This window comes from Bradyrhizobium sp. 45, from assembly GCF_023073155.1.
GTDB classification, from domain to species: Bacteria; Pseudomonadota; Alphaproteobacteria; order Rhizobiales; family Xanthobacteraceae; genus Bradyrhizobium; species Bradyrhizobium canariense_D.
The window spans coordinates 83332-98314 of record NZ_JADPIX010000138.1; the positions used below are offsets into that span (position 1 = coordinate 83332).

Genomic DNA, 14983 nt, shown 5'->3' on the forward strand with positions numbered 1-14983 from the left:
GCTCGATCAAGCATCATGTTAGGGAGAGCAGCCAATGCCCGTGACTATTCTGAATTTCATCAATGGCGAGCTGGTGCCGAGCCGCGGCCCTCGCACCGCGCCGGTTTACAATCCCGCGACCGGCGAGCAATCGGCAACGCTCGGACTTGCCACGACGCAAGACGTGCGGTCGGCCGCTGCAGCCGCCCGCAAGGCCTTCCCGGGCTGGGCGAACACACCGCCACTGCGCCGTGCTCGTATTCTCAACCGTTTCCTGCGGATCATGGAGGATCGAATCGATGAACTTGCCCAAGTGATCACCGCCGAACACGGCAAGGTGCTTTCGGACGCGAAGGGCGAGATCCAACGCGGCATGGAGGTGGTGGAGTTCGCGACCGGCGCGCCGCAACTGCTCAAGGGAGAGATCACCGAGAATGTCGGGACCCGTGTCGACAGCCACTCGCTGCGTCAACCGCTCGGGGTGGTCGCTGGCATCACGCCATTCAATTTCCCGGCAATGGTCCCGATGTGGATGTTCCCGGTTGCGCTGGCCTGCGGCAATACGTTTATCCTCAAGCCGTCGGAGCGCGATCCCTCGGCCTCGCTCGTGCTTGCGCAGTGGCTGAAGGAGGCCGGGCTGCCCGACGGCGTGTTCAATGTCGTGCATGGCGACAAGGAAGCGGTGGATGCCATCCTAACGGATCCCGATATCGTGGCGGTCAGCTTCGTCGGCTCGACGCCGATTGCGCGATACATCTATGAGACGGCGACCAGCCACGGCAAGCGCTGCCAGGCGCTGGGCGGCGCCAAGAACCACATGATCGTGATGCCTGACGCCGACATGGACCAGGCCGTCGACGCTCTCATGGGCGCGGCTTATGGCTCCGCCGGCGAGCGCTGCATGGCGATCTCGGTAGCCGTTCCGATCGGCGACACCACCGCCGATCGTCTGATCGAAAAGCTGGCGCCCAAGGTCCGCGCGCTTAACATTGGTCCCGGTACCGACCCCGAGGCCGAGATGGGCCCGCTGGTGACGAAGCAGCACCTCGACAAAGTCCGAGGCTATATTGACGCCGGCGTTGACGAAGGCGCGAAGCTGATTGTGGACGGGCGCGATTTCCATCGCCAGGGCTACGAGAAGGGCTACTTCATCGGCGGCAGCCTGTTTGATCGCGCGACCACGGACATGAAGATCTATCGCGAAGAGATCTTCGGACCGGTGCTCGTGGTGGCCCGGGCCAAGTCTTATGACGAGGCGGCCGACATGATCAACCAACACGAGTTCGGCAACGGCACCGCAATCTTTACCAGGGATGGCGATGCGGCGCGTGAGTTTGCGCATCAGATCCAGGTCGGCATGGTGGGCATCAACGTACCGATCCCGGTGCCGATGGCATTCCATTCGTTCGGCGGATGGAAAGCCTCTCTGTTCGGCGACCATCACATGCATGGCCCCGAGGGCGTTCGCTTTTATACCAAGCTGAAAACGATCACGACCCGTTGGCCGACCGGCATCCGGGCCGGCGCCGAGTTCGTGATGCCGACGATGTCCTGATCTTCTCCGAATGGAAGGCCGTGGCAGCTCCACGGCCTTCTTAACCCGCCAGTTGGCCCGGCCCCCAAATGGTGAACTCTGGCAGTCGCGCCAGAGAGCTGAATTCGGCCGATCAATCCGTGAATATCGCCCTAGAATCTCGGGCCGGGATCAGATTGGCCCTGTCGATCTCCATCGGCCGCTCGAGGCTGTCATGCTCGCTCTCCTCAGCTCCATTGGGTCACTGGGAACGCTCACCTCTCGGCCAAGCTCCCGTGGTGAGCGCCCTCGGAGAATATTCGACCACCTCTCCGATGAGAGGGATCGCCGCAGCGCGCACTCTCCGGCCGGCCGTGACATGAAGCCGCCAGGCGCGCTCGGCGCCCTTGAAGCCCTGAATCGGCGGATCATTCCAGAGCAACTCGATCGTCCCGTGCAGGATTAGGACATCGCCGACGACAAAGTCGACAAAAAGCAGTCCCGCCCTGGGATTGGACATAAAATTCCCAAGCGTGTTGAAAAAGGAATTACCCGCAAAGTCCGGAACGGTGATCTGGTTATCCGCCACGTGAATGAAGCCTGGCTTACCGCCGCGGTGAGAAATATCGCAATCGAACGATGATCCGTCATCTGAAGCCGCACATGAGGCGACGAAGAAGGTCGCCGACTGGCGGATCAGCTCTCGTGCCGCATCGTCCAAGACGGCGAACGCCTCGACCTCGCCGGGACCGAGTTGCTCCGGCGCAGCGGATGGTGCCGCGCTGATATGGCGCGTGTGGATGTATTGAGGGCAATTGCCAAAGCTCTGCACGACCGCCACCTCGAAACTTGTCTGGTCGAGGGTGATCAGCGTTCCGTTCATGCGGTTTCGCCGACGATTGGTCAGGTCTATGCCCAGCACTCCCAAGCTGGCGCCCACGGAAAGATTCGTTCCGAGCAGGTCGAAGGTTTTCGGTAACGATCCGATGCGCAGCCGTCCTGGATCCGGTGAAGAGACGAATCCGCGCGGGCCAAACAGGACCGAAGGGATCGGCCAGCCCGCTCGGTCCGACGAGCCGACAAGGAGGTATTCGAGTCCTGCGAAGAATTCACGGTGCTGATCGGGCATCCATGTGCGGATGGAGGTTTTCCCGCGCTCGCTCATTCTGTCGGCCACGCCGACGCGTCGCTGCACGTCGATCTCGCCCTGGTGAAAAGGAGACGAGCTCCGTTCGGAAAGGCTGGTCATGACCGCACCTCGAAGAAGATTTGCCGATCAGCTCGCAGGCGCGCTTGGCATCCGCTGAAAATTCGGAAGTGCTTCCAGCCGCCCCAGCCAGGCGACAATGTTCGGGTAGGAGGACAGTTCAATGCCTCCCTCCGGAGCGGCCCGTGTGTAGCTGTAGCAAGCGAGATCAGCCACGGTCGGATGGGTTGCCGCGAGAAATTCGTGCTTCGCAAGATGACCATCCATCACGCTGAACAGACTGCTGGCGACCCCGGCCGCTTGCCGGCCATCGACGGGCAAGTTGAACACCTTGCCCAGCCGAGCTGTTGCTGGTCCATATGCCAGCTGTCCGGCTGCCACGGACAGCCAACGTTGCACGGCAGCCGCACTGACGGGATCTTCCGGAAGCCACGTCTCGGTAGTGTCGTAGCGCTTGGCCAGATAGATCAGGATTGCGTTGGAATCGGCAACGACGGTGCCGTCATCATCGACGACAGGTATCTGCCCGAACGGGTTCATTGCGAGATAGGCCGGCGTCTTCCGCTCGGCAGGGGGCGTTGGGATCAACTCGTAAGGAAGCGAGAGAAGGCCGAGCAAGAGCTCGACCCGGTGGCTGTGTCCCGACAATTTGCCGCCATAGAGCTTGATCGTAGCTGACATTCCCAACTCGCTTTCGCTATTCAAACGATGTCTCGGTACTTATCATTTCCCATTCGGACGATAATCGAATGTTCCTTCATTTTACCATTGCGGTTTTTGCAACGATCCAGACGAGCAGAATGACTGGCCGCCATTTTTCCCTCTGAACTCGCGCAACACGTTCTTCTGAACCTCTCCGATCGTATTCCGGGCAGCTCGCTCACGCAGAAATCGTTGTTCGGCAGGTTGTAGGGAACCAGCCGTCCTTCAGCACCGCCACGCCATCCCTTTCCCCTGCAGCGCCTCCTGCCGTCGGGACGGCGGCCGCGACAACTCGCTCGCCGAAATCAGGATGTGGCAGTCCGACGACGGCGCTTTCGAGCACATCTGGAATGCGATCGATCTCGAGTTCGAACTCCTTCGGATGAACGTTGTAACCGCCCGAAATGATCACATCCTTCGCGCGCCGACCTTCAAAGGGAGCCGGCGGCGGAACGCACGAGTTCTGTCGGTCGCTGCTCCAACAGCTCGCTGAGAACGCGCTTCATCTCGGCCCCCTTTGATGGATCACTCAGTCCGCAACTGCCCGCTCAAGCTCGGCCACTCTGGGTCTGACCGTCTCCTGCTGCGAGGACTGGACCGGCCGTTCGTCCCCCTCGCCTGTTTCCATGTCGATAAAAACGGCCGGCTCGCGCTGTGAACGGTCAATCGTCAGCGAAAACACATCGAAACGATTGTAGTAGCCTACGACATCGTGAAATTGCTTCGGTTCGACGCATTGCGCGACGTCAATATCGGCATATGCGATGCCTTCGCTGTCTGAGAGGACGTCGCTGATAATCTGCCCTGTTGGATCGAGGATCATCGATACCGCATGCGGTGTGCCCTCGATCAGATCCAGCATGGCGGGGTTAGCCTGTCCGAGCGCGTCCTTCATACCTACGTCCATGCAGGCGGACGAAACGATGTTGAAGCATTTGGCTTCAAACGAATGAGCTCCAGCCCGGATCTCGATGGCCCTGCGTAGGTCATAGCCCCCCTTCTCCTTGGAGGGACGCGTCGGCCAGATCGGCGGGTAGGTCGAAATATGAACTTGCTCGCCCTGCGCCATCAATGAATAGCGGGCAAGTGGATTCGTATTCTCACCACAAATCAGCATGCCAATGCGGCCGATGGAGGTCTGCGCGACGCGCAACCCACGCGCATCTCCGGCAGCCCAGACCAGCTTCTCGTAAAACGTCGGAACGAGCTTGCGATGATGATTCAGGATCGATCCATCTTGGCCGATCAAAAGATTGGAGTTCCAGATACAGCCAAGGCTGGCAACCGTCCCTTCCGTAAAACCGATAGAGACCACGACGTTGTGGCGCTTGGCCGCCATCCTGACCTTTGTCAATTCCGCGCTGTCGAGCCGCAATGCCTGGGCCGACAACGCTCTGAAGAAATCATGAGACATAATCGGCGCCTGCAGCGCCGCCCACACGGGAAAGCCGGGAATGAACGATTCCGGGAAAGCAACCAGCGAGGCACCGTTGCGTGCCGCCTCGGCAACGAGGTCGCAGGCCTTGTCTGCACTTTTGGCCGCGTCGAGGAAAACTGAAGATGTGTGGCACGCGGCAGCTTTGAAGCGCGGCAAATTCGACGGCATTTGAGACGATCCTCTCGGTTTCTGGCACCACAGGTTAGTCTTTCGCCGGCGGGTGGCGAATGCGGAAAATCTGCACGAGCGGTTGCGCGTCTTCAGACGACCAGGACCGGCACGCGATAGATCGCGTTGCGTCGGCCGCCGGCCGGCTGATTCTCGCCCGATCGCGAGATCGCCCGAGACAGGAGACCGCAGCATCCCTCTTTTACTATCCAATCACAGGTGAACTTGGTCCAGGATCGTCCTGACACCTTCTCCAAGCGGCATCCCTGCCAGCTCCGCCCTTCATCGGCGCTCAGTTCGACCGCCGCAATCCCGTCGTCACCCCAGGCCCATCCCCAGACCTGCAAAACCTCGTCACGCCTGAGCTGACCATTCGGCTTTGGCGCCACGATGACCGATTGGGGGGCGATCGCCCACACCGGCTGGGTCGAGCCGTCCGGCGCGAGGTCGTTGTACCATGTGGTGGTGAAGACGCCCGGAGCCCGCTCCGAGCGCAATTCGAGCTTGCGGAGCCATTTGACGCTGTTCGTGCCGTAGAAGCCCGGGACCACCAACCGCAACGGATACCCGTGCTCAGGAAGCAGCGGCGCTCCGTTCATCTCGTAGGCGAGCAAGACGTCGTCGGATATCCGGGAGAGCGGCAGATCCTTGATGTAATGTCCGCACGCGATGCCTCCGAAGTCGCCGGAGTCCGCCCCCTGTGACCAAACGAAATTTGCGCTCCTCGCCACGCCCGCTGATCCTAGCACATGATCCAGACGAACGCCCGCCCAGCGCACGTTGCAGACCCGCTGCGTGGGCTTGTCGGGCGCCAGCGGGCTGCCTGCACATTGATGCACCGAGACCACCTCGGTCTTTGGAAGCGACTTGAGCTGACCGACGGAGAAGCTCGCGGGCGTCTCGACCAGGCCGGCGATTTCCAGCGTCCAATCATCCCCATGAGTGACATCGAGAACACCGAGATGGCACAACACGATGCAGCCTTCGACTGGCGTGATGCGGTCGGTCAGCAGATGCGGTTCAGAGGGAATTCGGCCGAAGAAGCCGCGTACCTTGTACGTAAAGTCGTCAGCCATCGCAGCGCTCCCTCGCGCCGGCATTCTAGTACATCACGGGAGGACGTCGACCGTAAGAAACTCCGCAGATACACTTGCGCGTATTCGATCACTCGAATTCGTTCAGATACGCTCTGTCCGCCTTGAAGATCTCATGAAGGAACCGCAGCAGCGTACGCACCCTACCCATATATTCGATATCCTCATGGACGGAAATGTAGAGCGACCGCGTGACCACCACATCTTTCATGAGCCATACAAGGCGAGGATCCTTTTTTGCCGAGAAGAAGGGCAGAAGGCCGATGCCACGCCCGACAGCGATCGCATTCTGCTGGGCTGCCATGCTGGTCGATCGAAACACGACGCTCTCCGGCACCAGGACGTCGTGCAGCCACTGCACCGGCTGGATAGCCACGAGATCGTCGACATAATCAATGAAATCGTGACGCTTCAATTCTTCCATGGTGCCCGGCGTCCCCCGTTCCACGATGTACCTGGACGACGCGAACAGCCCAAGCTTGAACTCGCCAGCTTTTTTGACCGAAAGTTTGGGGCCCACGAGGGGAACGAAGCTGATGCACACATCCGCCTCGCGTTTGGTCAGATTGATCAGATGCCTTTCGGTCACAAGCTCCACGACAACGCCCGGGTGCTTCTCATTGAATTGGACCAACTTCTCGGCAAGGTAGAAGGCGGCAATACCCTCCATGCTCGTCAGCCGGACGCGACCAGTGGGCTCGGCGGGCGTGGCGCGGAAATCTTCCGATATCACCAGGGCCGCGCCCTCAATTTTCTCGGCCTCTTGGTAGAGCTTGTGCCCGTCCTCCGTCAGCACGAACCCGTTCGGCTTGCGGTCGAAAATCTTGATACCAAGATCTCGCTCAAGCTCTGAAATGCGCCGGCTGACCGTCGTGTGGTCGACTTTGAGGCGCCGCGCGGCCGGCATCAACCGCCCCTGCCGGGCGAGTTCAAGGAAGAATTTCAGGTCGTTCCAGTCGAACATTCGCTCCTGCGTGCCAATCCGGAAGAGGCCAACGACGAAAATCCGACGGTGGGTGACCGCCCCCCGCCCGATCAAACAGCCTTCTACGGCGGCTTTCAAGATGCCTGAAGGCGATTTCCGTGCCTTCGGTGCCTGAAGCCGCGGGGCGCAGCCCGCTCTCGCGCTCCAGCCGCAACGATCTCGGCCGTTATAGCTCCACCATTCCCTGAGGCACGCATTCTCGTTGATACAGATACTCGAGAATTTCCTTTCTATACTGCAGACTCCCGGCGTGGGTCGCCAGTTTGAGCCGGTCCCGCGGTCGCAAGGTATCGATCTCCCAAATCCGCCCGATTCGCGCAGCCGGTCCGTTCGAGAGCGCGACAATTCGATCGCTCAGGAAGATCGCTTCGTCTATGTCGTGCGTGACCATTACAACCGTGGTCGGGGTCTTTTCCACGATGCGAACCAGTTCGTCCTGAAGGCTCGACTTGGTCAGCGCATCGAGCGCGCCGAACGGCTCGTCCAACAGCAGCACCTTAGGCTCGACCGCAAAAGCGCGAGCGATGCCCACCCGCTGCTTCATTCCACCTGACACCTCGAAAGGGTATTTGTTGATGGCGTGCTCCAGGTGAACAAGCTTCAGCGCCTGCTCCGAGCGATCCTTCAATTCGGATGCCGCGGCACCCTTGAAGGCCTGTTTGACCGCAAGGCGAACATTTTCGTAGCAAGTCATCCAGGGCAATAGAGCATGGCTCTGGAAGACCATTGCGCGCTCCGGCCCCGGGCCAGAAATCGTCGTCCCGGCGCAGCGTATTGCACCCTTTGTAGGCGCCAGAAGGCCAGCAACAATGTTTAGCAACGTGCTCTTGCCGCAGCCTGAATGGCCGATCAAGCAGACAAACTCGCTGTCTTCGATAGCGAGCGAGATTCTATCCAGCGCAAGAAGCCCCTTGCCAGAACGGTCAACAAACGACATTGACACATCGTTGATCTCGAGATCCGCCATCGTCCTATTCCCGGAAGCTGAGGCTTTCGCCTATTCGCTTGAGCAAAATATCTAGCGCCAATCCAATACCGCCGACCAGGACGATGGCGACGATCATGCTCGCGATCTGGAGATTATTCCATTCGTTCCAGATGAAGTACCCGATGCCGCTCTGTGCGCCGACCATCTCGGCAGCCACGATGACGAACCAGGCGATACCGATCGAGATCCTCATTCCCGACAGGATCATAGGCACACTGGCGGGAAAGACGACGCGCGTGACATGCTCTAGTCGTGGAAGACCGAATACGCGCGAGACGTTCAGCCATTCAGCCCGCACGGAAGCTGTCCCGGTTGCCGTGCTGATCAACATCGGCCAGACCGCACAGATGAAGATGATGAAGATCGTCGAGACGGTGCTGTCGCGGAACGTATAGAGCGCCAGCGGCATCCACGCGAGTGGCGATACCGGCCGCAGGATCTGAATGAAAGGATCCAACGCGCGATGGCAAGCAGGCCATAGACCGAGCAGGAAGCCTAGGGGCACCGCGACGAGTAAGGCCAGCGTGAAGCCCAGTGCTACGCGGCCCATGGAATAGGCCAGATGCCATGCGATGCCCAGATTGTTGGGATTGCCGTGATCGAAGGCGTGTGTGATCAGATCCCAGCCGCGGAGCGCGACGATCCACGGTGAGGGGATCGCACCGGCCTGCTGACCCGGCGCGCTCTGGCCGGCAAGGCGGACATATTCGGCATCGGCGACGCTAACACCTCCCGACGAACCGGCGGTGAACCAGCCCCAGACGCTTACAAATGCGATGAAGATCGCGACCGAGGATACCCAGGGCTGCTGCAGCCGGCGTGACACCTCCATCAGCCCCCCTTCCGGACCGAAGCCAGGTAGTCCTGCGGCTTATTGGAATCGAATTCGTTCCCGAGAATCCTTTCGGTGCCGAAGCCGACCGCTGGCGGCGTCACGCCCTGCTCGCGCATGATCCGAGCGGCATCGGTCGCCAGCATCACCTTTTCGGCGAGCACCTTGTAGTCGACATCCTCCTTTAGCATGTTCCAGCGCCGGAGCTGGGTCATCAGCCAAACTGCTGCCGAATATTGCGGAAACGGCTGATAATCAACCCGCCGCGGATCTTTCCGGATGGTGCCAAGGCCGTCGGCATACGTGCCGCTCAAAACCTGCTCGAGGACAATTTCGGGAGCATTGAGATATTGCGGCTCTGACAGCACCTTCGCCATGCCGACCCGGTTCTCCGGCTTCGAGACATGAAGACTGGACGCGATGATGGCGCGGTAGAACGCCATGAATGTGTTGGGATTTTGCTGGATCCAGCTTTCCGCGGCGGTGACAGAGCAACAAGGATGTCCATCCCAGATATCCTTCGAGATCAGATGAATGAAGCCAGCGCCTTCGTAGACCGCGCGCTGACCGCCCGGCTCTCCGCCGAAAAAACCATCGATGCTTCCGACGCGAAGGCTCGCCACGTATTCGGTCGGAGGTACGATGCGGTATTTGACATCTTGGTCCGGATCGAGCCCGGCGGTAGCCAAATAGTTGCGCAGCTGCAGGGTCTGGTGACTTTGCTCGAACGGGACCGCGAATGTGAAGCCCTTCCAGTTCTTGGGATCCCGATTGTCCTTGTGCTTGTTGGCCAAAACGAGGGAGTTGCCGTTCTGGTTCAAGATGGTCAGCACCTTGATCGACTGGACGTTACCGCCGAGGCCGGCTGTCATCGTCAGGGGGACCGGCATCACCTGCTGCGAGACGTCCAGCTCGCCGTTGAGCATCTTGTCGCGGATCAGCGCGATACCGGCGATCTTCTGCAGACTGACATCCAGACCTTCCTTGCGGTAGCTGCCGAGCCTTTCGCCGTAGATCAGCGGAACGGCGCAGGTGATCGGGAGGAAGCCAACAGCCAGCTTGGTTTTCTCGAGAGGCCTTCGCTCCTGGGCAATTGCCTTCAAGGTGTCGATTGGCAGGATGCTGGAGAGAGCGCCGATGATCACCCCAGCGCCAACGGTGCGAAGCAGTTCCCGCCGCAAAACCGGCTGCGGGAAAAGGCCATGCAGAAGTGCCTGCTGGACGCTTTCGGACACGGCCTCTTCGACAGTCGGCTGCGCGGGAGCATGCGCTCCGCAACTGCACAGGCTGCCGATGAAACGATGGTGATGTGAGGCGTCGCGCATTTCTGTCCCCCTGGTCAAAATGTTCGGTTCAAAATCGTAACATTGACGCGCGAAGGGCCAACGGCGAAATTGTGCAGGAGCATCTGCAGTTCCGCGCATGCCATTCGGAATTCCCAGCTCTGGTTCACTCCGCCGATTGCGGCATCGTCCTTGAGCGCCCGAACAGGATGCGATGCTGCATCTCGTCGAAGCGGCCATCCGCGTTCGTTTCCCGCGTTAACAACGACACCGCGATCGCCACGGCAAACGACAGCGGCATGCTGATGATGGCCGGGTTACGCAGCGAGACGAACCACCAGGCGCCGCTCACCTGGGCCAGCGGCTTACCGAGCACGTCGACCTGGATGGTCGGTGACAGCGCAATGAGCACCAGCGAGCTTAGCGTTCCGATCATGATGCTAGCGACGGCCGCTGGCGTCGTGAAGCGACGCCAGATGATAGCGAGGACCAGTGATGGAAAATTGGCGGCACAGGCGATGGGAAGGCGAGCCCGGCCATGAAGGCCACGTTCTGGCCTTCGAAGGTGATGCCGAGCACGATTGCCAGCACCGAGATGGCAACGGTGGCGATCCGCGCCACTTTGAGCTGCTCAGCCTCCGATGCCGTACCGTGGCGAACGACGTTGGTCCAGACATCATGGCACAACGTAGCCACACCGGAAAGCGTCAGGCCTGCCACCACCGCCAGCATGGTGGCAAACGCAACTGCGCAGATGAAACCGAAGAAGGCGTCGCCGCCGACTGTGAGGGCGAGCAGAGGTGCAGCCATGTTGCCGCCACCGCCGGCTTTCATCACCGCCTCCGGGCCGACCAGCACCATGGCACCAAAGCCGATGATGAACACCGTCAGGTGGAAGAAGCCGATCAGCCCGGTGGCATAAAGTATCGATAGTCGCGCGGCCTTGGAGTCCCGAACCGTGTATACCCGCATCAGGACGTGCGGCATCGCCGCGGTGCCGAACATCAGCCCGAGGCCGAGTGAGATCGCGTCCCATTGCCCCGAAACCACCTTCGAACCTGGCTGCAGCACTCTTGTGCCGTACTTCTCCGCCGCTGCGGCGAACAGCTTGAGCGGGTTCATGTCGAAATGCATCAGGACCAGGACTGCCAGGATCACTCCGCCGGCGAGCAGCAGCGCCGCCTTCACCACCTGCACCCAGGTGGTGGCGAGCATGCCGCCGAACAGCACATAGATGAGCATGGCAGCACCGACCAAAGCCACCGACCAAGTGTAGGGCAGGCCGAACAGCAACTTGATCAACGATCCGGTCGCGACCATCTGGGCGATCAGGTAGAACAGGATCACCGCCAGCGTACCGACCGCCGCGGCGAGCCGCACCGGCTTTTGGCTGAGCCGATAGGCGACCACGTCCGCGAACGTGAATTTCCCGACATTGCGCAGTGGCTCGACAATCAGAAAGAGGATGATCGGCCAGCCGACCAGCCATCCAATCGAGTAGACCATGCCATCGAAGCCATTCGAGGTGACAATGCCGGCGATGCCGAGCAGCGCGGCCGCGCTGAGGAAGTCGCCGGCGAGCGCCCAGCCATTCTGCCATGCGGTGATCTCGCCGCCCGCGGCAAAGAAGTGCTCCGTGGTACGGGTGCGCCGCGCCGCCCAGTAAGTAATCAGGAGCGTCAGGACCATAAATGCGAAGAAGAAGCCGATCGAGAGCGAGTTGTTCGCCATCGCGAGGTCCTATCGTTCGAGGTCACGAAGGCTGGCATCGAATACCCGGTTCGCCCACAGCACATAGATGAGGCAGAGCAGGAACGATGAAACGATGACGAGAGGGCCGAGCACGATGCAAAGCGAGAGCCCGGGCGCAAGCACAGTGCCCAAAAGCGGCTTGTCGAATGCGAACAATGCCATGAAGCCGAAATAGATCGTGATCATCGTCGCACAAAGCAGCAGCGCGATCCGAAGGCGCCTGTTCGCAAGCGTGACAGAACGAGGCGCGACGCCGGAATTGACGGAAGTCTGCGCGTCCATCCACCCTCCCAGAAGTTCTTGATATCCACTACCGGCCAGCTTCCGCCGAGCCGCAAGCGTCGGGAACCACGAAACTTTGCAATGTACTGTGCAGATTTGCGGCCTCGTCGAAGGCGATGCTGTGTCGTCTCGACGGTCGCGGCGATAACAACCATGCCGGCAATGACGGCGCGCCTGCGACGGCATTGATCCTTGCATGCAAGGATTACGTTGGCGGCGCGGGCTTGGACACGCGTGAGGGCGGCACCACGATGGGTGGCGTGAGTCCGAGCTGCGGACATGCAGTCAAACCGGAAACCTCGCAGAATAGCGGGCGCGACCTCCATCGGTACCGGAAGTACAAGAGGAGTTCTATCGGGGTTCTCGCGCAGCGCGTCACACTGCCGATCTACTCGACTTTCCAGGCCCTGCACCGCGTCCGCGGTGGATTTGTCGGTCAGCGCACCCGTCCATCAAACAGACCCGTGCGTTCCTCCTGGAGCGAGGCATGGTGTGCGACAAAGCCTACATTCCCTGTTCGAGTTGCCCGGTATCTTGGCAATTAGCGCCAATGTTTTTCGCCTTGCATGTTGCGCATCATCGAGGGTTTAGCGGAAGACTCGCATCGATGGATGGGCGTATCGAGGGACTATCGAGCGAGATCGAAACGCTGGCCAGTCAAGACCGGGCCTGCCAGCGAGCCGAGCTAAGCGGACCCCACCAGCATGACGAACACGCTTGCTCATCCCGATGTCACCAGCGACGGCCTCTCTCTTGCGGTCAGGGTCGGAGCCGCGATTGACAAGGATGTGGCCTCTGCCGGCTTCTGGACGCCCGGGTCGGTCTTCAAGAGCGGCAGCGCCTCGCAGGTCGTGCCGTGCGGTTGGCTGGACCACGGTCGTGCCGGGGCATCGCAGCGCGTCTGAATGCCAAGAGAATTCGTCGTCTTCAGCGTAAAATCAGCCCTATCTGAACGTCATGAAAATGATGGCGAATTTGAAAACCGGAACGTCGGCAGATCACCGGCACCATGACAGGTTCCATCCCGGACCGACCTGGTCCGCTACTGGAATCGTGGGTCGGGTTCTCAGTCCAAAGTGAACCATTTTCATGATTATTCCGTTGAGAGATTATTTTTCACGTGGTATGATGGATTTTCGAAATCCAAGCCCTCAGTGACCAAAATTCGAGGACGGGGGAATGTTTTTCAGAGGAATGTAAGTGAGCGCAGAATTTTCAGGATCGGTGAATGTTTTTCACGATAGGCGATTGCCTGAGCCCGCTGTCCCCGCGGGTTATGCCGCGCTCATCGACACTTACAAGCTGGCCGTGCCGGTCCCCCGCACCCTTTCGGCCATCGGAGCCCGGCACCGCATCATTGAACAGGATGGTTGGCGGATCTACACGCCTCGCCATGCTCCCCAGGCCTCGCTTGAGGGACACCTGACTTTTGCCCTCAAGAACGAAGGAGTCGATCTTTCCGTCCTGAAGCGGCTTTTCCTAGTCGTTAACGAGGGTGACATCGCGGAGCTTGTCCGGCAGAAGCCGACCGGAATTTACACACGCCGCATCTGGTTTCTGTACGAGTGGTTGCTTGGCCGCGAGCTGAATCTGTCGCTTACAGACAAGGTCTCATATGTAGACGCCATCGATACCGACCTCCAGTTCGGAGGGGTTGGCACGAATTCCGCCCGGCATCGCGTTCGCAACAATCTTCCCGGCACCCCGGAATTTTGTCCGCTCGTTTTCAAGACGGCCGCGCTGAACCAATTTCTCGCGCAGAACTGGAAGGAGCGCGCGCGCGCTGTCGTCAGCGAAGTCCCGAAGGATTTGCTCGCGCGGACCGCCGCCTTTCTGCTGCTGAAAGATTCAAAGTCCAGTTACATCATCGAAGGCGAAAGGCCGCCTCAGGATCGCATTCAAAGATGGGGACGCGCCATCGGCGAGGCTGGACGCGCGCCGCTCGATGAGCAGGAGTTTTTGCGCCTGCAAGGCATCGTCATCGGAGACGAGCGTTTCGTGAAGCTCGGGTTCCGGCAGGAAGGCGGCTTCGTCGGAGAGCATGACCGCGATACACAGCGCCCTATCCCGGACCATATCAGCGCGAGGCATGAAGACATCGCCTCTCTTATGGCAGGATTGATCGCATTCGACCTCGCCGCCGAGAACGAGCTCGATCCCATTATCGCGGCGGCGGTGCTCGCCTTCGGCTTTGTTTATATCCATCCATTCGAGGACGGCAACGGACGCATCCATCGATACCTGATGCATCATGTCCTCGCGCGGCGCGGATTTAATCCGGCCGGGGTCCATTTTCCAGTGTCGTCGGCGATTCTAGACCGGATCGCCGAGTACAAAGGCGTGCTGGAAAGCTATTCCAGCAGGCTACTTCCGTGCGTACAATGGGAAGCGACCCCAAAGAATAATGTGAAGGTTTTGAACGACACCGGGGATTTTTACCGCTTCTTCGACGCGACCCCGCATGCCGAATTTCTGTACGAATGTGTACGCCAGACGATTGAGCTGGACCTTCCGAATGAGACGAGCTTCCTGCGCAACTTCGATATGTTCCGATCCGGAGTCGAAAACATCATCGACATGCCCGAGCGAACGCTCAACAACCTGTTTGGCTTTCTGCGACAGAATCAAGGAAGACTTTCAAAGCGGGCACGAGAGAACGAATTCGCCGAGCTCACTCAAGATGAAGTTGTGAAACTTGAGCAATTGTACGCGGACTCATTCGGTCAAAGCGGAGCCTTAAGTGACTAACGGCGCGTCTTG

At 59.8% G+C, this 14983-nt stretch carries 13 protein-coding genes and 1 pseudogene; 3 read left to right on the top strand and 11 right to left on the bottom strand.

The features are described from left to right. The first annotated feature begins 34 nt into the window (after positions 1–34). Positions 35–1534: a CoA-acylating methylmalonate-semialdehyde dehydrogenase gene (locus IVB42_RS32125; protein ID WP_247285545.1), complete on the top strand. Its 1500-nt coding sequence runs from the start codon at positions 35–37 to the stop codon at positions 1532–1534. A gap of 220 nt (positions 1535–1754) precedes the next feature. Here the strand turns inward: IVB42_RS32125 and IVB42_RS32130 are convergent, their stop codons facing one another. The 11 genes and pseudogenes from IVB42_RS32130 to IVB42_RS32185 all read right to left on the bottom strand — a co-directional run bounded on the left by IVB42_RS32130 (position 1755) and on the right by IVB42_RS32185 (position 12223). Beyond that, a complete protein-coding gene (locus IVB42_RS32130; protein WP_247369534.1) occupies positions 1755–2741 on the bottom strand; it encodes a pyridoxamine 5'-phosphate oxidase family protein in 987 nt (328 codons plus the stop codon). Between the two features lie 27 nt (positions 2742–2768). Further along, positions 2769–3380 carry a glutathione S-transferase gene (locus IVB42_RS32135; protein ID WP_247299979.1) on the bottom strand — a complete coding sequence of 204 codons (612 nt, stop codon included), beginning with the start codon at positions 3378–3380 and terminating at the stop codon, positions 2769–2771. 199 nt (positions 3381–3579) lie between these two features. Next, a complete protein-coding gene (locus IVB42_RS41850) occupies positions 3580–3813 on the bottom strand; it encodes a hypothetical protein (protein WP_247299977.1) in 234 nt (77 codons plus the stop codon). A 117-nt stretch (positions 3814–3930) separates the two neighbouring features. Then, positions 3931–5007 carry a carbon-nitrogen hydrolase family protein gene (locus IVB42_RS32145; protein WP_247285541.1) on the bottom strand — a complete coding sequence of 359 codons (1077 nt, stop codon included), beginning with the start codon at positions 5005–5007 and terminating at the stop codon, positions 3931–3933. 92 nt (positions 5008–5099) lie between these two features. Continuing rightward, entirely contained in the window at positions 5100–6083 is a 984-nt protein-coding gene (locus IVB42_RS32150) for a molybdopterin-dependent oxidoreductase (RefSeq protein ID WP_247471807.1), read from the bottom strand. An 88-nt stretch (positions 6084–6171) separates the two neighbouring features. Continuing rightward, a complete protein-coding gene (locus IVB42_RS32155; protein WP_247285610.1) occupies positions 6172–7065 on the bottom strand; it encodes a LysR family transcriptional regulator in 894 nt (297 codons plus the stop codon). A 187-nt stretch (positions 7066–7252) separates the two neighbouring features. Beyond that, positions 7253–8053: an ABC transporter ATP-binding protein gene (locus tag IVB42_RS32160; protein WP_247369539.1), complete on the bottom strand. Its 801-nt coding sequence runs from the start codon at positions 8051–8053 to the stop codon at positions 7253–7255. 4 nt (positions 8054–8057) lie between these two features. Then, positions 8058–8906, bottom strand: coding sequence for an ABC transporter permease (locus IVB42_RS32165; protein WP_247371543.1), 849 nt, complete (start codon positions 8904–8906; stop codon positions 8058–8060). Beyond that, positions 8906–10429 carry a CmpA/NrtA family ABC transporter substrate-binding protein gene (locus tag IVB42_RS32170; RefSeq protein WP_247471810.1) on the bottom strand — a complete coding sequence of 508 codons (1524 nt, stop codon included), beginning with the start codon at positions 10427–10429 and terminating at the stop codon, positions 8906–8908. Before IVB42_RS32170 ends, IVB42_RS32165 begins: the two co-directional genes overlap by 1 nt. Further along, positions 10356–11920, bottom strand: a pseudogene (locus tag IVB42_RS32180) (cation acetate symporter). The gene IVB42_RS32170 and the pseudogene IVB42_RS32180 overlap by 74 nt, the downstream one beginning before the upstream one ends. 9 nt (positions 11921–11929) lie before the next feature. Beyond that, positions 11930–12223 carry a DUF485 domain-containing protein gene (locus tag IVB42_RS32185; protein ID WP_247369547.1) on the bottom strand — a complete coding sequence of 98 codons (294 nt, stop codon included), beginning with the start codon at positions 12221–12223 and terminating at the stop codon, positions 11930–11932. A 704-nt stretch (positions 12224–12927) separates the two neighbouring features. On the opposite strand from IVB42_RS32185, the gene IVB42_RS32190 reads away from it, so the two are divergent. After that, positions 12928–13128, top strand: a complete 201-nt coding sequence (locus IVB42_RS32190) for a hypothetical protein (RefSeq protein WP_247299960.1) — start codon at positions 12928–12930, stop codon at positions 13126–13128. Between the two features lie 295 nt (positions 13129–13423). Beyond that, positions 13424–14971, top strand: coding sequence for a Fic family protein (locus IVB42_RS32195; protein WP_247299958.1), 1548 nt, complete (start codon positions 13424–13426; stop codon positions 14969–14971). Positions 14972–14983: the final 12 nt, after the last annotated feature.

Excerpts from the sequence above, each read along its gene's own strand:
- IVB42_RS32185 (WP_247369547.1), bottom strand. The coding sequence starts at position 12,223 with ATGGACGCGCAGACTTCCGTCAATTCCGGCGTCGCGCCTCGTTCTGTC.
- IVB42_RS32170 (WP_247471810.1), bottom strand. The coding sequence starts at position 10,429 with ATGGCCGCTTCGACGAGATGCAGCATCGCATCCTGTTCGGGCGCTCAA.
- IVB42_RS32145 (WP_247285541.1), bottom strand. The coding sequence starts at position 5,007 with ATGCCGTCGAATTTGCCGCGCTTCAAAGCTGCCGCGTGCCACACATCT.
- IVB42_RS32160 (WP_247369539.1), bottom strand. The coding sequence starts at position 8,053 with ATGGCGGATCTCGAGATCAACGATGTGTCAATGTCGTTTGTTGACCGT.
- IVB42_RS32190 (WP_247299960.1), top strand. The coding sequence starts at position 12,928 with ATGACGAACACGCTTGCTCATCCCGATGTCACCAGCGACGGCCTCTCT.
- IVB42_RS32150 (WP_247471807.1), bottom strand. The coding sequence starts at position 6,083 with ATGGCTGACGACTTTACGTACAAGGTACGCGGCTTCTTCGGCCGAATT.
- IVB42_RS32130 (WP_247369534.1), bottom strand. The coding sequence starts at position 2,741 with ATGACCAGCCTTTCCGAACGGAGCTCGTCTCCTTTTCACCAGGGCGAG.
- IVB42_RS32125 (WP_247285545.1), top strand. The coding sequence starts at position 35 with ATGCCCGTGACTATTCTGAATTTCATCAATGGCGAGCTGGTGCCGAGC.
- IVB42_RS32165 (WP_247371543.1), bottom strand. The coding sequence starts at position 8,906 with ATGGAGGTGTCACGCCGGCTGCAGCAGCCCTGGGTATCCTCGGTCGCG.
- IVB42_RS32135 (WP_247299979.1), bottom strand. The coding sequence starts at position 3,380 with ATGTCAGCTACGATCAAGCTCTATGGCGGCAAATTGTCGGGACACAGC.
- IVB42_RS32155 (WP_247285610.1), bottom strand. The coding sequence starts at position 7,065 with ATGTTCGACTGGAACGACCTGAAATTCTTCCTTGAACTCGCCCGGCAG.